We start from the raw sequence: 18,603 nt of genomic DNA, 5'->3' as shown, positions 1-18,603 counted from the left end.
CAGGGGCGCAGTCAGGCGCTCACCTCCGAGTGCACAGGGACGGGCGGGCGAACTCCAGTGAGCGTCTCCGCGCGGGCGACAAGGCGGGGCGCAAGGTCGGGATACCAGCCACGGGCTACGGCTTGCAGCATCTCGGCCAGGGCCGCGAGTTCCCCGATTCGGCCGGCGGGGGTGTCGAGGATCGGCGCGAACTCCTTGCGAATGCGGGCGGCTACGTCGGGAACAAGCAGGCTGTTGGCGTGGAGGAGTCCCGCGTCATAGCCGAAGGGCACCCGTCCCCACCGCTCCCAGTCCAGCAGGCACAGGGGCGCGGCGGTGAGATTGCCCCAGTGAAGGTCACCGTGACCGGTCACCCGCTCCACCTTGGCGGGGGCAGGGATGCCGAGGAACTGGGGGAAGGCTCGTTCGATCCACCCGTCCCGCACGGTTGCCTTCACTCCCTCCGCTTCAGCGAGGAGGGCAAGGGCTTGGCGAAGGTCCGCCCACCACTCGTCAGGCAACCCCGGGTCGTGGTCGATGTCGGCCCGGTCGGGGGACACGATGGGTTGCGTGAGGTAGTCCAGGACTTCCGACTCGAAGGCCCACTCGCCGTCAGTCCAGTCATGCACCGCGTACAGGTGGGGGCGGGGCACGCCGTCAGGCACCAGTTCCGAGGCACCGACGATGCCTTCCCCTGCCTTCCTGCCCGCGTGCCTCTTCGCCGTCCGGCTCACCCGTAGCCACCGGTCCCCCGCTCGGCGTCCGAGAGTGACACCGAGGAAGCCCCACGCCAGCGGCCCCGTGCAGGTGAGGCCCAGTGCCTTGGCCGCCCGGTCGTGGGCGGCCTCCATCAGGGCCTGCACCTCCTCATTCACCGGCGAGTTCATCCGTCACCCTCCTGAGTTCCTGGGCCGTCAGCGGCGCAGCCAGAGCCTTGGCCACATCGTCCCAGTGCTCGCGGGTGCTCGCGGAGGTGAGGACGGCATCGAGGCCGGGGCACGAGCCGGCGGCCAGCAGGGCAGCGGCTGCGGCTGACAGGCCGGGGCGGATGAGGTTCACCAGTGCGGATGTCATGGCGTCGAGGAGTTCGCCGCCGTGCAGGGGAGCGGAGCCGAAGGTGATCAGCCCCGCGTCCTTCGCTTGTACCAGTGGTCCGCCGCCGTTCAGGGCCTGTGTGATCGGGGCATCCATGATCAGGCTGACGGGCATCTGCAAGGCCGTGAAGTGGTGCTCGGCGGAACCGGCCGCCTGCCGGGCGAGCGTGAGCAAGTCGGGCACGCTGAGCGCTCCGGAGGTCAGGCCCGACCAGGTGGCGACGCCGTACCCGCCGATCCTGCCCGCATGGCTGAACTCTTCCAGCGCCGTGAAGGCTTCCCGTACACGCCCGTGCAGAACGGCACGGTCAAGGCCGTGCCCGTGGTGCTCGGGGTTGTGCACGAACACCAGGTCCACGCGCCCGAGCGCGGCCAACGACCGCTCCGTCTGCCAGCGGACGAAGCCCCGCTCAAGGCTGTGCCTACCGGCCGCCTCTCCCCGGGTGAGCACGCCCTCAGCCAGGGCGGTGCGGCCTTGTTCCTCCGTGAAGAACCCCGTCTTCGTGGCTACCCGCACGGTCGGGTACTCCCCGAGAACCGGGCGCAGTTCCTCCTGCGCCCGACCGTGGGCGTAGTGGGGTGCCGTGTCCACCCAGGGGCTACCGGCGGCCAGGGCGGTGCGTGCCGCCTGACTGACGGCACGCACGCGGTATGTCCCCAGGCAGAGCGCGGCGGTCACAGCGCCGTCCCCACGACTGCAACGGCGTGGCCGTCGATGAGGACGGAGACCAGTTCGGCCACCTCCTTGACCTCCAGCCCGGTGGAGTCGGCGAGTTCGCCCAGCGTGGTCGGCTGGTTGGTCAGCAGCGTGCCCAGCGCGGGAGCGGCGGACTCGGCGAAGTCCCACGCGGTACCGGCCGCCGAGAAGGTGACTGTGCCCTGTTCGCGGTCCGCCGTCAGGCGGCCCCTCGGAGTGGTGAGCTTGACCGTGATGTCCCGCTGGGCGGGGAGTCCGCCCACGTAGGGTAGGGACGGAATCGCGTGGCCCAGGTCCGTCGTGTCGATCGACTCCGCCCACCGCTCCACGAGGCGGGGGTCCGCCATCATGTCGGCCACCTCACGGCGCACGGCGTCGATGAAGTCCGACTGTTCCGCCAGCGAGCCGAAGCGCGGGATGTCCCTGCACAGCCCGAGGGACGCCCGGAGCTGATCGACGACCCACAGCATCAGGTCAGCCCCCGTGTGCGGGACCATGCCGAACGTCAGGTGAAGGGATTCCGTCCCCTGGTCAGCGGTGACCGCGTGCCACCAACCGCGCGGCAGGTAGAGCACGTCACCCGGGGACAGAACCAGGTCCGCCATCGGGTCGCCCTCCGGCTCCTCCGGCGACTCCACGTCCCGGAAGGTGGGCGCCTCACGGGTCATCCCCCACAGGCGCCACCGCTTCGAGCCGTGCAGTTGGACCACCACCACATCGTGGTCATCCCAGTGCCGGCCGAAGCCCTCCCGCTCGGTCCACGAGGCGTACACGTTGGCCTGCACGGAAGTTCCCAGGAAGCGTTCCAGCCCCTCAGCAGCCGCCTCCACAGCGGGGTGGATCTTCTCCACCGCACCGAGCACCAGCGACGCCCCGTCTCTGAGCTGAGCGTGGAAGTCGGACGGCTGGATACGGGACCAGGTGACCGCTCGGCGGTTCGTGGTCGGGATCGCGTAGCGGTGGAGCGGGACCATCTCCCCGTCGACCGACAGGCGCAGCCGGGGCGGCTCCAGCCGCTGCGTGGCAATGATCCGGTTCAGGTCGTCCCAGGAGAACAGGCCCGCCGTGTCGGCGGCTCCGGGGAAGTGCGCGTAGGAGCGGTGGTACGTCTGGGCGAGGAACGTGTCCCCGCCCAGACGCCCCGCCCACGAGGCTGCATCAAGCACCGTGGGCGCTCCCGTCAGTCGTTGCCGTCGGAACGGCCACTGCTGACGTCAGACTCCTGCTCGGCACGGGTGCGTGCGGCCACGATCTTCCGCTTCGCGACGAGCAGGCCACCCCCCTCGGGGGCCACCGAAGTGGTGTTCTCTTCCACCATCGGACTACCTCTCTTCTCGGGAACTCCCACCGGGAATCCGGCGGGAAGCATCAGGGACAGCGGCCAATGCGGTTACCAAAGAGCCACGGCGAGAACCAGGGCACAGCCGCCGAGGATCGCGGCCGGGTAGAGCGGCCCCGCGTACCGGCCAAAGTGGCGCAGTACCCAGTGGCCCAAGCGACGCATCACGTCACCTTCGGCTCCGCCGCCACGGGGCGGAGAGCGCTGGCAGGCAACGAACTGCGGCCCGTGCACCGAGGGCACCCGCACGGCGGGTACTTGGTCGGCGAACCCAGGATCACCGCATTGCGCGGCTCCACCTGCACCTCACGCACCGGGCCGTACGTCCGGCCGCCGTCGTACGACACCCGCAGAGTCATGCGCCCCGTCACGAGCGCACACCACCATCAGGGCCGAACGTCCGCCAGTACTCCAGCCCCCGACCTACGCCGTAACGCACCCGCTCTTCGTTTCGCTCGGCCGCTGTCATGGGGGAAATCATTGGCCCAGAAAGCGGCGGCTGTGTAGTTCTTTCCCGTCATGGACTAAAGATCATGAACGGCAGGCGGCAGCCCACTCCGTCAACAAGGCTCGCGCTTCGGCCCCGAACAGTGCGTACCCCTCCAGTGTCGAGAACAGTTCCAAATGCATTTCGATGTCGCGCGGATCTCTCAGGATCACGACACCAGTGGTGTTCTCCACAGTGGCCAGGGTGTTGTCGTAGACAGTGAAGGTGTCCATCGGAGCCATGGGCTTATATCCCGCGATTGGGATGACACCGAGCTTCACATTCGGTAGGTGGGTCAGTGAGGCCAGCCGGTCAATCTGCATCGCCATCGCGGCCGGGGGCAGGAGTGGCCACCTCACGGCCTGTTCGGTGAGGATGAAGGTGAACCGCTTCTTCGTGTCGTAAAGGACCTCCTGCCGCTCCAGCTTCCTCGCGATCGTCTTAGTGACATCGGCCGGGGAATGGGCGAGGCTGGCCCGGATGTACTCGGGGGTGGAGAGCAGTCCAGTAATCATCGAGAGCAGGAAGAAACGGAACTCGGTAGAGGAGGATTCAAGCGCGGCAAGTTCGGTCTGCTTCTTTTCCAGTCCTCTACGGCGCAGCGAGCGCAGGTCTTGCCACTCGGTATTGGCCAGCCTCGCGAGGGCAATGACCTCCTCGATGACCTCGGGCGGAGCAACGACAGCCCGGAGGATTCTCTCCAGGTCGAGCAGGCTCGGTTGCACTTTCCCGTTCTCGATTCGACTGATCTTCGACTGGGACATGTTGCAACGCCGAGCGAGCCGGTCCCCAGTGAGGCCGGCTCGCTTGCGTAGTTCTTTCAGCAGGGCGGCCAATTCTTGCTTCGGCTGCCCCAACTGTTCAGGGTCCAACGTCACTCGCTCACGTACTCCAGGAATGGAACCGACTCGGCAACGGCAATCCGCTTCCACTGCCGATACGGCTCAGGGTCACCCTCGTACAGTTCCCGGTTTATCTGCGTCCCGTCCTCCCGGTAGTTCATCAGGACCACCTTGGACTCATCGAACATCCAGAAGTCCCGATCCGGAAGCCCCGGGTTCTCTCGGTCGGTGAGGTCGAGAATGCGGATATCCTCGCCCGCCTTCACGTGGTGCCGGTAGTAATACTCGAACTCGAACCGGAGGTAGTCCGAGAGCGGGCGGGTCACGACGTGCACCCTGCCGACACTCTTCCCTTCCGAGGCCCATTGTCGAACCTCGTCCATCCAGGCCGACGTGTAATCGTCGGGGGATTCCTCTCCGGCGAGGAAGCGCTTCAGCTTCTCCGCTTCCTGGGGCATGGTGTAGACGGGCAGCGTTTCCAGCCGCCACGCCTCACGCTCCATGGAATCGAAGCAGTCATTCCACGCGTCACCATCCAAGTGCACGGAATGCCTCCCTTAGAACCGCCTCCGGGATTTCCACGAGCCCTTCCCCGGAGGGCGGGGTGAAGGCGTTGGACACATCGCCCTGTACGACGAACGATCCCGTGGCGGTGCGGTACACGTTCGGGCAGTCCTTCTCTCCGCACTCGCCGTTGCCGTTGCCCGTGAGCCGGGTGAGTGCCGAACGTTCGGACATGCCAAACCCCCTTGCTCTGGCCCCGGTTGGGCCGCCTGCCCACCGACAGTAGAGGGGGTGGCGCTACGCGTCTATGCGTGAACGCGACTATGCGTGTCCTTGCATAAACAGGTCCCCAACCGCCCCGGCCACCCCCGGTACGCGGTCACGTACGCGCCCGTGCAGACTGGGCGTAGCCCCGTGGCGCGGTCCAGGAAGCCTGACCAGGGACGGACGCCGAGGAGGGTTGGTCACGTGACCAACGCATGACCAACAGGGGCCCGAGAGGGCCTGAAGCAGCAGGAAAGAACAGGAGAAACGCCCGCCGAAATCAAGCCTGTCGACGGGCGTTTCCCCAGGTCAGAGCGGTTGTGGGCTGGTGCCCGAGAGGAGAGTTCAAGTCCCCCCTCGGACACCAGCAAAGACCCCTGTTCATCAGGGGTCTTTTTGCTTTCCCCGATCGCGCCGGGCCGCTCACGCCGCACGATGTCCGATTCATTACGTTCATTCCGTTGGTCGGATTGATTAAGCAGCCTTGTTTCATTGGTCTTGACCAATACTCGGGCGCTTGGCATGCTGGCGATGGCCGTAACCGATCATGTGTTCTCATGATGTGAGACATTCCCTCGGATATGTGCCGTGTCTTGGCGTCAAAAGCTCAATCGCTCGTCTCGCGATCCGAGGCCGCATCGGTCTCAGTCATCGGACAATCGGAAGTCCGATCAGGCGATCATTGCGAGAGCAAATGCTATGCCCCCCACGTTGATGCATCAGGTCCGCACCATCAGTGCCGAGGTCAATGCCGCCCTCACGAGCAGCCTGTGGACTGTCAGGCAACAGGAGGTTCGCGTCAGACGTGCAAGGAAATCTCACCACCCCGAGAGCCGTTCCCGTCGCGGTGCCCGAGCGTGATTCCCCGGGGCGCACGGCCGACCTGTGGGCCCGGGTGGCGCTGCCGGCGGCCTCGCCCGAGCCGCCCGCCGGGCCCGTCGTGGCCCCCGGTCTCCGTCTTGCCCTGTCCCTGCTGGAAGAGGGCGTGCTGACCAGCCGCGCCAACCGGTCCTGCGGTTCGTACGTGGCGCGGGCGGTACCGTCGGCCGGAGCCGTGTACCCGTACGAGTTCGCCGTTCTCGCCATGGAGAACGGCGCGCCGGCGGCCTTCCGTGTCGACGCCGACCGCCGTACCTGTGCCCGAGTGGCCGTCGGTGCCCGCGTCACCGCCGCACTGGACGCCTCCACGCTGTCCGTCCCGGAAAACGGCGGGGCGCTGGTGATCACGCTCACCCGACCGTGGCTTTCCATGCGCAAATACGGAGACCGGGGATACTTGTACACCCAACTGGATGCGGGGCATGCGGCGGGAAATCTGCAACTCGCCGCAGTCAGCCGTGGCGCGGCGGGGGCGCTACGGCTGCGATTCCCCAGGGAATCCCTCTCCGAATTACTGAAGGCGGGCGAGAACTGCCGGGAAATCTACTCGGCGAACCTGATAGCGGCCGGCCCCGCCGACGAGTCCTGGACCCGCTGGACCGTGCATGACGACACCGACCGGGAGCTGCGCGGGCCCGTCTGGCGCTCATGGCTGGAGAGCACCTGCTGGGACTCCCTCGCCGGGTGGACCGAGCACTCCGGCTCCCCGGCCCCGCGGACCGTACCCGCACCCCTCACACGAGTCCGCACCGGCCGGAACGCGCCCGGAGACCGCGGCGGACTGGGCGACCCCTCCACCTGGCCGGACCTGATCGGAACCCGGGCCTCCAGCAAGGCGTTCACCGGCGAACCCGTCCCCGCCACCGCCGTCCGGCAGGCGGTCTCGGCTCTGTCGACGCCGCTGGAGACCGATCTCCCCGACCCCTCGCCGCTGTCCGCGACCCTGGTCCTGCGGTCGGCGACGGAACCCGGGCAGGCCGGGGTGTACCGGCTGCACACCGGCGAGCGGCACCCGGGGCCGCTGCCCTCCACCGACGAGGTGGCCCGTGCCTGCATGCAGCAACGAGCCCTCGCCGGCGCCGCCGCCGTCCTGCTGCTGCACGTGCCGCGCACCTCGCTCGCCGGGGCCGGCTCGACCCCCGGCGCCGAGAACCTGCGGGAGCTCGCCTTCCGCTGCGGCGCCCTGGGCCAGCTGCTCTACCTGGGCGCGCACCGCGCCGGGGTCGGGGTGACCGCCATCGGTGGATTCGACGCGCCACTGTGGCGCACCCTGGCGGGGCTGCCGGAGGACGAAGAGGTCCTGTACGCCCTGCTCCTCGGCCGCCCGGACGACTCGGGCATCAAGTTCGACCGGCTTGCCACGGCGCACGCCCAGAACGAGCGGTGATCCCGATGCGCACCGTCCTTCCCGAACTCCTCACCGAGGTCCTCGCCCGCCACGGCGACCGCGTCGCCGTCACCGACGCCGACGGCTGTCTCGGCTACGCCGAACTCGCCGGCCGGGCCCGCGCCGCGGCGGACAGGCTCACCCGGTACGGCGAGCGGGGCGAGCCCCTGCGGGTGGGGCTGTACGCCACCAACTCCGTCGAGTACGTCGTCGGATACCTGGCGACGCTGTTCGCCGGAGCGGTGCCCTTCCTGGCCGACTCCGCCTTCGGCCCGTACGAACTCTCCCGGATCGCCGAGGACTGCGGGCTGGATCTGCTGATCCACGCCCCGAGCGCCGACGTCCGGGCGGTCGCGGCCGAGACCCTCACCGACGACGGCGAGTTCGGCTACCTCACGGTCAGCCGCGTACGCCCCTACGACACCCCCCGTCCGCCGCTGCTGGACGACACCGAGGTGTGCCGGTTCACGTCGGGCTCCACCGGCCGGCCCAACTGCATCGAGTTCTCCGGCGCGGCCGTCTCCGCGGCGGCCGCCAACTGGGCGAAGGGCACCGGTCTCACGGCCGAGGACCGGATCGCCTGCTTCGCCGCGCTCTCCAACGGCCTGGCCTTCAACACCTCGCTGCTGGCGGCCTTCCTGCCGGGCGCCTCGCTCCACCTGTCGCACGGGCTGCCCACCGCCTCCCGGGTCGTACGGCTGCTGGAGAACACCGCCGCCACCCGTCTCGTCGCCTTCCCGGCGCTCTACGAGTCGATCGTGCGGCGTTCCCCCGAGGAGGGCTTCGCCACCGTCCGCACCGCGATCTCCTCCGGCGCTCCGCTGCGCGAGACCGTCCGCGAGGAGTTCACCCGCCTCACCGGCGTGCCGATCCACAACTACTACGGGGTCGCCGAGACCGGGCCGCTGACGTACGCCCCCGACGGGGACGGCAGCGGACTCGGAGCCCCCTTGCCCGGTGTGCACCTGCTCGCGGAGGAGCGCGGCATCCGGGTCCGCAGCGAGTCGATGGGCTCGCGCTACCTCAACGCCCCCGGCCTGTTCGAGAAGCGTGTCGACGACGAGGGCTACTACCACACCGGCGACCAGGGCCGGCTGCTCGACGGCGCGCTCCACCTGACCGGGCGCACGAGCAGGCTGGTCAACGTGGGCGGGCGCAAGATCGACCCGATCGAGATCGTCGACGTGCTGCGCACGGCCCCCGGGGTGCTGGACGCGGTCGCCTTCGAGGCGGAGAACCAGCACGGCGAACCGGCCCTCGCCGCCGTCGTCGCCGTCGAAGCCGGCGTCACCGCGCAGTCCCTGCGCACGCACTGCGCGGCGACACTCCCTTCGTTCAAAGTGCCCGGAATCCTCCGCCTGGTGGACCGGATACCGGCGAACTCGATCGGCAAGCCGTCCATCGAGCGCCTGCGGCGCCTGCTCAGCACCCCCCAGAGCAACTGAACCTCCCTTCGACCCACAGGAATTCCTCATGGACAGCAGCGCTCTCCGCAGCAAGATCCTCGACCTCGCCATCGCGGCGGGGGACGGCAGCGTCACCGCCGACGAACTCGCCGCCACCGGCTACTCCCTGCGCGACGTCGGCTACACCTCGCTCTCCTACATGCGCCTGATCGACAGCATCGAGAACGAGGTCGGCGTCTACCTGGACCCGGAGGCGGCCATCGAGCACTACGAGACCATCGACAGCGTCACGGCCCTGGTGGTCGCCGGCGGAGCGGTCGCCGATGCCTGACACACCCGCGAGCGACGGTCCCACCATCGGGATCGTCGGCCTCGGGCGGCTCGGCTCGGCCCTGACGACGGTCTGCCGGGCCGACGGCACACGGGTCTGCCTCACCGCCACCCGCAGTGGCGGCTGGTCCGCCGAGGCGGTACCCGACGTGCTCGTCGACGCCAGCGCCCCCGAGGCGCACCCCGACGTCCTCGACTACTGCGCCACGCATCGGGTGGCACTCGTCGCCTGCGTCTCCAATCTGACGGACACCCAGTGGAAGGCACTGGAGGAGCTGGCCGGCACGGTGCCGGTGGTCCGGGCCACCAACCTCTCCTTCGCCCACTACCTCCAGGCGCGCATCGCCGAGTTCACCGCCGCCCTCACCACGGGCCGGTTCGCCGCGGCCACCACCGTCCGGGAGCGGCACCCGCTCGGCAAGGCACACCGGCCGAGCGCCACCGCGCTGGCGCTCGCGGACACCTGGGCCGCGGCGAGCGGCCGCGCGGTGGCCGACATCGCCGACGAGCGGTCCGGACTGCCGGTCAGCGAGCACGAGTTGACCCACACCTGGGACGGCGAGTCGTTGCACGTGCGGCACCACGTCGGCAGCTGGACGGTGCCGGCACGGGGCGCCCTGGCCGCCGCCGGCTGGGCGCGCGCCGCGTCCCCCGGCCTCGTCACCATGCGGACCGTCTACGACGACCTGACAACGAGGAGCACGACATGAGCACCGACGAACCGCAGCCGCTGAACCCGGCCGAACGCCGGCTCGTCCTCCAGGTGGCGATCGGCGCCCGGATGCTCTCCCTCGACGGCCACGACGACTTCAACCAGGGCCAGATCTCCGCCCGGATACCCGGCCGGGACGAGTTCTTCATCAAGGGCGCGCTGGTCGGGTTCGACGAGGCGGCCCCGCAGGACGTGGTCCGCTGCCCGGTGGACCACACGCTGCCCGCACCGCCGCCGGCACCCCCGGAACTGCCACTGCACCAGGCCATCTACCGGGCCCGCCCGGACGTCAACGGCATCGTCCACAGCCATGCGCCGTACACCCTGCTGTTCGGCGCCACCGACCTGCGGATGCGCCCGGTCTCGCACGACGGCGCCTACTTCCGCGACCGGATCGGCCTGTTCACCGAGACCAGCAACACCGTGCTGGACATCGGGACCGGCGACCTCATCGCCAAGGATCTCGGTGACCACCCGGCCGTCCTGCTGCGCAACCACGGTGGAGTGATCGTCGGCAAGAGCGTGCGGCACGCCTCCGTGTTCGCCCAGGTACTGGAACGGGCCTGCCGCCTTCAGCTGACCGCCGAGAGCACCGGCGTCCCGTACACCTGGTCCACCGACCAGGACGTCGCCGCGAAGCAGGACTTCATCTACGCCGACCTCTCCGTCCGCTCGTACTGGGACTACGCCGTACGCCGGGTGGGCCGGCACTGGCCGGAGACCGCCGACTGGGGCCGTGGCTGACCACGTCACCCGCACGGTCTCCACCGGCGGAAGGACCCGCCGCCCCCGCCGGCGGGCGGACCGTCGTGCCCCCGCCGGGCGAGGCCACGGCCCGCCCGCTCAGCCCACCACATCCGACACCCACGGAGGTCGTCCGTTGAAGGTCCAGCGCATCCTGCCCACGGAGGAGGCGGCCGATCTGCTCGGCCTGGTCCGGGAGATCGCGGCCGGTGAACTCGCGCCCGGTGTCGAGGCGTTCGAAGCGGCCCACGAGTTCCCCCGGGAGATCGTGCGCACCCTGGGCAAGGCCGGCCTGCTGAGCCTGCCGTACCCCGAGGAGTACGGCGGCGGCGGTCAGCCGTACGAGGTCTACCTCCAGGCGCTGGAGGAGATCGCCTACCACTGGTTCGGAGTGGCCGAGGCGGTCAACGTGCACAACCTCGCCTGCTTCGGCACCGCCACCTACGGCACCCCGGCCCAGCGCGAGGAACTGCTGCCCGGCATGCTGAGCGGCGAACTCCTCGGCGCGTACTGCCTGTCGGAGGCGGAGGCCGGTTCGGACGCGGCCTCGCTCACCACCCGGGCGGTGCGGGAGGACGACGGCTACCGCGTCACGGGCACCAAGTCCTGGGTCACCCACGCCGGACACGCCGACTTCTACAACGTGTTCAGCCGTACCGGCGGCCCGGGAGCCCGGGGGCTGTCCTGTCTCGTGGTCCCCGGCGGCACCCCGGGCATGGTGGTGCACGAGCCGGAGCGGAAGCTGGGCGTCTGGTCCAACCCCACCGCCCAGGTCGGCTTCGAGGACGTCCGGGTGCCGGCCGAGCGGCTGATCGGACGCGAGGGCAAGGGCTTCCTGATCGCGATGGGCGCGCTGGACTGCGGCCGGCTGGGCATCGCGGCCTGCGCCGTCGGCATCGCCCAGGCCGCCGCCGACTACGCCGTGCGGTACGCCAGGGAACGCCGGCAGTTCGGGCAGCGGATCATCTCCTTCCAGGGGATCGGCTTCCTGCTGGCCGACATGGCCACGCAGATCGCCGCGGCACGGGCGCTCACCCTGGCGGCCGCCCGCCTGAAGGACGCCGGCCGGCCGTACTCGCTGGAGGCGGCGAAGGCGAAGCTGTTCGCCACCGACGTGGCGATGAAGGTGACCACCGACGCCGTGCAGGTCCTCGGCGGCGCCGGATACGTCGCCGACCATCCGGTGGAGCGCTGGATGCGCGAGGCCAAGCTGCTGCAGATCGTGGAAGGCACCAACCAGATCCAGCGCCTGGTCATCTCACAGGGCCTGGACTAGCGCCCCTCGCCCGGATCACGCCGCACTCGCGGGCCCGCACCGCGCCCTGCCCCGGCCCGATCCGGCCCGATCCAGACGAAAGACCCCAGCCGTCTCGGCGTGTCCGGCCCGATGCCGGCCGACGGCGTACGAGGCAACGCGAGGAAAGGTTCGGAAACACGATGACCACGGTCGAGGAGCGGACCATCAGACTGGACTCCGCGAGGGCCGGGACCGGCCCGGCCACCTGGGGGCAGCGGGCGATCTGGGGTGTCGTCACGCGGCTCGGTGACGACGCCCCCAGGTACAACCTGCGGCTCGACCTCCCCCTCACCCCGCCCCGCCCCGCCTCCCGCGTGCTCGCGGACCTGACGGAGCTGCTCCGGATGCACGACAGCCTGCGCACCAGGCTCCTGCCGCACGGCGAGGACGGTCTGGAACAGGTCGTCGACGGGACGGGCGAGCTGCCGGCGCGGGTCCGCACGTGCGCCGCGGCCGAGGCCCCGGCGGTCGGTGAGGCCCTGATGGAGGAGTTGGCGGGGCGCCCCTTCGACCACGCGCGGGAGTGGCCGTTCCGGGTCGGGCTCGTGGAGTGCGAGGGGCTGGTCCACCGGCTGGTGCTGGCGGCCTCGCACACCGCGATGGACCTGTGGGGGGAGGGCCGGATGCTCCGCGACCTGGAGCTGATCGAAGCGGGGGAGTCCGCCGAGTCGCTGCTGGCGGCCCGCCCCGCCCTGCAGCCGCTTCAGGCCGCGGCGGTCCAGTCGTCGCCGCTCGGCCGGCGCCGGGACGAGGCGGCCCGGCAGCACTGGTGCGAGCGGCTGACCGCCGGCCCCCGGCGGATCTTCCTGGACCCCGCGGCGCCGGAACTCGCGGCGACCGACCCGGGCCGGCTGTTCCCCAACGCGCTGCTGCGCTCTCCCGCGCTGGCGGTCGCCGTCGAGCGGGTGGCGGCGGAACTGGGGGTGAGCGATGCCGCGGTGCTGCTGGGGGCGGCCTCCCACCAGCTGGCCAGGATGTCCGGGAGCAGCGACGTGCTGTTCCAGGTGGTGGTCAGCAACCGGTTCCAGCCGGCCGCCTCCGAGTCGGTCAGCACCATGGCGCAGGAAGCCGTGTTCCTCCTCCGGGACGCGGACAAGGACTTCGAGGACGCGGTGCGGCGGACCCGGTCCGTCTCGTTCACCGCGTTCCGCCACGCCGGATACGACAAGTGGGCGCTGGACCGGGAGGTCGCGCGGCTGGTCGAGCGCGGCGAGGCCGCCGACCACTCGTGCTGGTGGAACGACACGCGGGACCCGGGCATCGGACCGTTCGACACCGTCGAACGGCCGCGGTCCGCGCTGGGCGAGCTGACCGGCCGGACCGAACTGAGCTGGCCCACGGAGTTCCTGCCCCGGGCGAACGTCTCGGTGGCCGTCGACGTGCTGACCGCCCCCGGCGCCCTGGAACTCTGCATGACCGCCGACCCGGCCGTCCTCACCCGCGACGGCATGGAGCGGTTCCTGCGCGGGGTCGAGGGCCTGATCGTCGCCGAGGCCGTCGCCCGGGAGGACGCATGACCATGAGATACGCCGGAATCGCCTGGACGGACACGGGCTACCGGGTCGAGGTCCTCGACGGCGCGGGACGCCGGGTGACGGAGCCCAGCCGCTGGAGCGCGGACCGGGTCGCCGAACTCATCGCCTGGCTCGCGGAGCTGGGCCGGGAGCAGCCGCTCGCCGCGGTGTTCGACAGCACCAACGGCCTGCTGGACGGGCCGATGACGGCGGCCGGCCTGGAGGTCTACCGCGCCGACCCCTGGCTGCTGCCGGCCCGGCCGCGGTTCGGCTCCGTCGCCGCACACCGGCTGGCGGAACAGGCCCGGCGCACACCCGGCGCGCTGGCCCGGGTGACCGCCGAGGGGGGCACCCTGACCGGCCGCGCCGACGAGTACTTCGACGGCGTGCGGCGCAGCGAGCCGGTCCGGGCGGAGCTGACGGCGGCCGGACGCTGCTTCGAGCACGGCCGCCGGGACACCCCGCGGGTCGCCCTCACCTTCGACGACGGCCCCGATCCGGTGCACACCCGGCGGATCCTGGAGATCCTGGACCGCTACGGCGTCCGGGCGACCTTCTTCTGCGTCGGCCACCATGTCGCGGCGCTGCCCGACGAGGTGCGCCGGATCGCCGCGGCCGGCCATGAAGTCGGCAACCACTCCTGGTCGCATCCCTTCCTGCCCGACCTGACACCGGATCAGCTGCGGGAGCAGCTCGACCGGACGACGGACGCGGTGGCCCGGGTGACCGGCGAGACTCCGGAACTGTTCCGGCCGCCGTACGGAGCGCTGACCCCGGAGGTGCTGGCCGCCCTCGCGGGGCATCCGACCACCATGACGCTGTGGGACGTGGACTCCCGCGACTGGGCCAGGCCGGGGCCGGAGCGGATCGCCGCGACCGTACTGGAGGGCGCCGGGCCGGGCTCGGTGGTGCTGATGCACGAGGGCGCCGGCGACCGCGGCCAGACCGTGCAGGCCCTTCCGTCGATCGTGGAGGGCCTGCTCGAACGCGGCCTGGAACCGGTCACCGTGGGAGAACTGCGCGCACCGTCCGCCCGACCCAGGGCCGACCCCCGCCCCGGGGCCGGCCCCCGCCCCGCGGCCACCCCCGGCTGACCGGCCCGGCCCCGGCCGGACCGGTCAGCCGGAGCCGAGGCGTCCGCGCACCGCCGGCCGCGCCCACCGGCTCGTGACTCGCCGCGACCCGCTTCGCCCCCCCCGCGCGGAGCGCACAGCCGGCGCGTTCGCGTCCGCGCCCCGGGAGCCACCGCGGGCGGCACCCGACCACGAAGATCACGATCTACGGCTGGAGCATGGAATCGTCATGAAGGATCGCTCGGCAGAACCCACTGCGGCGGTGACGTCTTCGCAGCACCCGGACCGGCCCGCCGACGCGCCGCCGGCCGGGGAACCGGCGATCTGGTCCCGTAACTTCCAGTACTACTTCACCGCCCGCAGCGCGGGCCTGCTCGGCTGGGCCATGCTGCCGGTCGCGGTCTCGGCCGGACTACTCAGCGCCGGGTACGGCGTGAGCACCGCGGGGTACTCGATGGCCTTCCTGGTCGGCCCCTTCGCCGGGCTGGTGCTGTTCGGCGGGGTACTCGCCGACCGCTTCACCGCCCGCCGGATGATGATCGCCTCCGACCTGGCCAACCTCACCACCCACGTGCTGCTCTCCGTCCTCTTCATCCACGGCATCGACCGTCTCTGGCACCTGTACGCGCTGCTGATGGTGGCCGGCACCGCCAACGCGATGTTCCAGCCCGGTGCCTCCTCGACCGTCCCCCTGGTGGCCCGGGACGTGCAGGGGGCCAACGGGGTGCTGCGCATCTCCGAGGCGCTCACCGCGCTGGGCGGCCCGGCGCTGGCCGGTGTGCTGGTCGGAGTCGGCGCCACCGGCTGGGTGATGGTGATCTCCGCCGTCGCCTACGGGACCAGCGCCTTCTGCCTGTTCGCGCTCCGGCTCGGCGCGGTGCCCGCCCCGCCGGCCGGCGACAGCCTGTGGCACAACCTGGTGGTCGGCTGGCACGAGTTCCGCAGCCGCAACTGGCTGTGGGGCGTGATCGTGATCTGGATGTTCTTCGCCGTGCTCTCCTGGGGGCCGCAGCTGTCGGTCGCCGCCGGGGTGATCGTGCCCGCGCACGGTGCCACCGCCTTCGGCCTGCTCAACTGCGCGTTCGGCGCGGGCACCGTGGCCGGCGGGGTGCTGGCGATCCGGTACAAGCCGGTACGGCCGCTCGCCGCCGGGGCGGTGGCGATGCTCGCCTACCCGCTCTACCCGCTCGGCATCGTCCTCGACTGGCCGGTCTGGCTGCTCGCCGCCGCCCAGGTCGTGGTCGGCGTCGGCATCACCTTCTGGGGCGTCATGTGGGCCACCACCGTGCAGACCCAGGTGCCGGGCGAGGTGCTCAACCGCGTCCACGCCTACGAGGTCGCCGGGTCCGTCGGCATGTTCCCGGTCGGCAGCGCGCTGGCCGGTCCGGCCGTCGGGGCGTTCGGCACCGACCGGGTGCTGGAGGTGGGCGTCGTGGTCGCCCTCCTCACCGCCGCCGCCCTGCTGACCGTCCACCCGATCCGCACCCTGGGCCGGATACCGGACCGCGCCTGACCGGTGCGGCCGGACGGGCCCGGCGGAAAACCGGTACCCGTCCTCCGGTCCGTTTCCTAGACTCGCCCTGCACCGAGCGCCGTCACCACCCTGGGGCGGCGCCTGTCGACCGACACAGAGGGGAGCCCGGCCGTGCGCGCACGCACCGCTGTCGTCGCTCCCCGTTCCCGGTACGAGGTGATCCTGGTGTCCTCGGCCGTCCGGTGTCCGCTGCGCGGCCGGCACCGGATGCCCGTGACGCCCCGCTGACCCCGGCGCTCCGCCCGGCACCGTCCGGCCGCCGCCGTACCGTCCGCCCCACCGGCACACGGGGAATCGCGCTGCCCTTCTCCAGCACCACTTCCCGAAAGGCACCGGGCCGTGCGCACGCACATCGACACCCTCGCCGCCGTCCGCAACCTCGGCATCCTCGCCCACGTCGACGCCGGCAAGACCACCGTCACCGAGCGGATCCTGTACGCGACGGGCACCACCCACAAGCGGGGCGAGGTGCACGACGGCACCACCGTCACCGACTTCGACCCGCAGGAACGCGACCGTGGCATCACCATCTTCGCCGCCGCGGTCAGCTGCGCCTGGGACGGCCATCGCGTCAACCTCATCGACACCCCCGGCCATGTCGACTTCGCCGACGAGGTCGAGCGCTCCCTGCGCGTCCTGGACGGGGCGGTCGCCGTGTTCGACGCCGTCGCCGGGGTCGAACCGCAGAGCGAGTCGGTGTGGCGGCAGGCCGACCGGCACGGCGTCCCGAGAATCGCGTTCGTCAACAAGCTGGACCGCGCGGGCGCCGACCTCGACCGGGCGGTCGGCTCGATCCGCGACCGGCTCCATCCCGCCCCGCTCGTCGTCCAGTTGCCGATCGGCGCCGAGGACGGCTTCACCGGTGTGGTGGACCTGGTGCGGATGCGGTCCCTGGTGTGGGGCGACGGGGACGGCACGGCCGTGGCCGGCGCGGTGCCCGGGGAACTGCGGGAGGAAGCGGTCCGGCGCCGGCGGGCGCTGGAGGAGGCGGTCGCCGAACGGCATCCGGCCGCGCTGGAGGAGTTCTGCGACCGCGAGACCCTCTCGGCCGCGACCCTCACCGCGGCCCTGCGCGACCTCACCCGCAGCGGCGACGGCGTGGTCGTGCTGTGCGGCTCCGCCTACCGCAACCGCGGCATCGAACCGCTGCTGGACGCGGTGGTGGCCTACCTGCCGTCGCCGCTGGACGTACCCGCCGTACGCGGTGTCCACGGCGGTGCCGAGCAGCGACGGGCCGCCGATCCCGAAGGCCCGTTCGCGGGGCTCGTGTTCAAGGTGAACGCGACTGCCACCGGGCGCCTGGCCTATGTGCGCGTCTACTCGGGCACGGTCGGGAAGGGCGACGTGGTGCGGGACCCGGGCGGCGGACGTACCGAGCGGGTGGCGCGGATCCTGCGGGTCATGGCGGACCGGCACGTCCAGCTGGACCGGGCGGTCGCGGGTGACATCGTCGCGCTCGTCGGCGTGAAGTCGGCGCGGACCGGCGCCACGCTGTGCGACCCCGGTGCCCCGCTGCTGCTGGAGCCGCCGGTGGCCGCGGAACCGGTGGTGTCCGTGGCGGTCGAGGCGCGGCGCGGCACGGACACCGGCCGGCTCGCGGCGGCTCTCGCCCGGCTCGCGGAGGAGGACCCCTCGCTGGTGGTGCGCACCGACGCCGAGACGGGACAGACGGTGCTGTCCGGCATGGGCGAACTCCACCTGGAGGTCGCGGTGGAGAAGATCCGCCGTGACGGCGGACCGGAGGTGGCCGTGGGCCGCCCGCGGGTCGCCCACCGCGAGACGGTCGCCGCCGGTGTGCGCGGCTTCGTGTACCGGCACGTCAAACAGGACGGCGGGGCAGGGCAGTTCGCGCATGTCGTCCTGGACGTGGAGCCGCTCGGTCCCGAACCGGGCGTCACCGGCTTCGAGTTCCGGTCCGCCGTGGTCGGCGGGCGGGTGCCGCAGGAGTACGTGCGCGCGGTGGAGGCCGGGTGCCGGGACGCCCTCGCCGAGGGACCGCTCGCCGGTCATCCGGTGACCGGGCTGCGGGTCACGCTCACCGACGGCTCCACGCATGTGAAGGACTCCTCCGACACGGCGTTCCGCACCGCGGGCCGGCTCGGCCTGCGCGAGGCCCTGCGGGCGTGCACGCCGGTGCTGCTCGAACCGGTCGCCGAGGTCACGGTGACCGTGCCGGAGGACGCGGTCGGCGGGGTCCTCGGGGACCTGGCCGCCCGGCGCGGCCGGGTCGGCGGTTCGGAGACCCGCGGCGGCGCGGCCGTACTGACCGCGACCGTGCCGCTGGCCGAACTGTTCGGCTACGCCACCCGGTTGCGCGGGCGCACCCAGGGCCGGGGCACCTTCACCACCCGGCCTGCCGGCTACGCACCGGCACCGGCACCGGTCCGGTAAGGGGCACGCCCCCGGCACCGCACCGGCACGGCATCGCACCGGCACGGCACCGACACCGGTGCCGGTGAGGGTTCCGCGCCGGCCCGCACCACGAGCCACCCCGGCCCGTGGTGCGGGCCGTTCCCGGAAG

17 protein-coding genes are annotated in these 18,603 nt (G+C 71.5%); 10 read left to right on the top strand and 7 right to left on the bottom strand.

Annotation, left to right across the window (positions count from 1 at the left end; all coding sequences use genetic code 11):
• Window positions 1-11: 11 nt before the first annotated feature.
• The 7 genes from FHS34_RS25410 to FHS34_RS25380 form a co-directional block, all read right to left on the bottom strand.
• Window positions 12-866 carry a hypothetical protein gene (locus FHS34_RS25410; protein WP_184969374.1) on the bottom strand — a complete coding sequence of 285 codons (855 nt, stop codon included), beginning with the start codon at window positions 864-866 and terminating at the stop codon, window positions 12-14.
• The gene (locus FHS34_RS25405; RefSeq protein ID WP_225817730.1) at window positions 847-1,719 is read right to left on the bottom strand and encodes an aldo/keto reductase; all 873 of its coding nucleotides are present in this window, start codon (window positions 1,717-1,719) and stop codon (window positions 847-849) included. The genes FHS34_RS25410 and FHS34_RS25405 overlap by 20 nt, the downstream gene beginning before the upstream one ends.
• A gap of 29 nt (window positions 1,720-1,748) precedes the next feature.
• Window positions 1,749-2,936: a cupin domain-containing protein gene (locus FHS34_RS25400; protein WP_184969370.1), complete on the bottom strand. Its 1,188-nt coding sequence runs from the start codon at window positions 2,934-2,936 to the stop codon at window positions 1,749-1,751.
• A gap of 14 nt (window positions 2,937-2,950) precedes the next feature.
• Entirely contained in the window at window positions 2,951-3,088 is a 138-nt protein-coding gene (locus tag FHS34_RS25395; protein WP_169748831.1) for a hypothetical protein, read from the bottom strand.
• Between the two features lie 552 nt (window positions 3,089-3,640).
• Window positions 3,641-4,474 (bottom strand): helix-turn-helix domain-containing protein, encoded by an 834-nt coding sequence (locus FHS34_RS25390; RefSeq protein WP_184969368.1) that lies wholly within the window; start codon window positions 4,472-4,474, stop codon window positions 3,641-3,643.
• Complete coding sequence (locus FHS34_RS25385; RefSeq protein WP_184969366.1) at window positions 4,471-4,983, bottom strand: DUF6879 family protein; 513 nt, start codon at window positions 4,981-4,983, stop codon at window positions 4,471-4,473. Before FHS34_RS25385 ends, FHS34_RS25390 begins: the two co-directional genes overlap by 4 nt.
• A complete protein-coding gene (locus FHS34_RS25380; RefSeq protein WP_078870908.1) occupies window positions 4,967-5,176 on the bottom strand; it encodes a hypothetical protein in 210 nt (69 codons plus the stop codon). Before FHS34_RS25380 ends, FHS34_RS25385 begins: the two co-directional genes overlap by 17 nt.
• Before the next feature lie 835 nt (window positions 5,177-6,011).
• Here FHS34_RS25380 and FHS34_RS25375 point away from each other — a divergent pair.
• The 10 genes from FHS34_RS25375 to fusA all read left to right on the top strand — a co-directional run bounded on the left by FHS34_RS25375 (window position 6,012) and on the right by fusA (window position 18,473).
• Window positions 6,012-7,472 (top strand): nitroreductase family protein, encoded by a 1,461-nt coding sequence (locus tag FHS34_RS25375; RefSeq protein ID WP_184969364.1) that lies wholly within the window; start codon window positions 6,012-6,014, stop codon window positions 7,470-7,472.
• Between the two features lie 5 nt (window positions 7,473-7,477).
• On the top strand, window positions 7,478-8,917 hold the full coding sequence (locus FHS34_RS25370; RefSeq protein ID WP_184969362.1) for a class I adenylate-forming enzyme family protein: 1,440 nt from the start codon (window positions 7,478-7,480) through the stop codon (window positions 8,915-8,917).
• Between the two features lie 28 nt (window positions 8,918-8,945).
• On the top strand, window positions 8,946-9,209 hold the full coding sequence (locus FHS34_RS25365; protein WP_184969360.1) for a phosphopantetheine-binding protein: 264 nt from the start codon (window positions 8,946-8,948) through the stop codon (window positions 9,207-9,209).
• Entirely contained in the window at window positions 9,202-9,918 is a 717-nt protein-coding gene (locus FHS34_RS25360; RefSeq protein WP_184969358.1) for a dihydrodipicolinate reductase C-terminal domain-containing protein, read from the top strand. The genes FHS34_RS25365 and FHS34_RS25360 overlap by 8 nt, the downstream gene beginning before the upstream one ends.
• Window positions 9,915-10,664, top strand: coding sequence for a class II aldolase/adducin family protein (locus FHS34_RS25355; RefSeq protein ID WP_184969356.1), 750 nt, complete (start codon window positions 9,915-9,917; stop codon window positions 10,662-10,664). The genes FHS34_RS25360 and FHS34_RS25355 overlap by 4 nt, the downstream gene beginning before the upstream one ends.
• 136 nt (window positions 10,665-10,800) lie before the next feature.
• Entirely contained in the window at window positions 10,801-11,940 is a 1,140-nt protein-coding gene (locus FHS34_RS25350) for an acyl-CoA dehydrogenase family protein (RefSeq protein WP_184969354.1), read from the top strand.
• 161 nt (window positions 11,941-12,101) lie between these two features.
• Window positions 12,102-13,478: a condensation domain-containing protein gene (locus FHS34_RS25345; protein WP_184969352.1), complete on the top strand. Its 1,377-nt coding sequence runs from the start codon at window positions 12,102-12,104 to the stop codon at window positions 13,476-13,478.
• The gene (locus FHS34_RS25340; RefSeq protein ID WP_184969350.1) at window positions 13,475-14,569 is read left to right on the top strand and encodes a polysaccharide deacetylase family protein; all 1,095 of its coding nucleotides are present in this window, start codon (window positions 13,475-13,477) and stop codon (window positions 14,567-14,569) included. Before FHS34_RS25345 ends, FHS34_RS25340 begins: the two co-directional genes overlap by 4 nt.
• A 208-nt stretch (window positions 14,570-14,777) precedes the next feature.
• Window positions 14,778-16,061, top strand: coding sequence for an MFS transporter (locus FHS34_RS25335; protein ID WP_184969348.1), 1,284 nt, complete (start codon window positions 14,778-14,780; stop codon window positions 16,059-16,061).
• 360 nt (window positions 16,062-16,421) lie between these two features.
• Entirely contained in the window at window positions 16,422-18,473 is a 2,052-nt protein-coding gene (gene fusA, locus FHS34_RS25330; protein WP_184969346.1) for an elongation factor G, read from the top strand.
• Window positions 18,474-18,603: the final 130 nt, after the last annotated feature.

The sequence above is a fragment of the Streptomyces echinatus genome (assembly GCF_014203595.1).
In the GTDB taxonomy this organism is placed as follows: domain Bacteria; phylum Actinomycetota; class Actinomycetes; order Streptomycetales; family Streptomycetaceae; genus Streptomyces; species Streptomyces echinatus.
The sequence above is the reverse complement of the archived record's forward strand: the minus strand, read 5'-3'. Positions and strand labels throughout refer to the sequence as shown.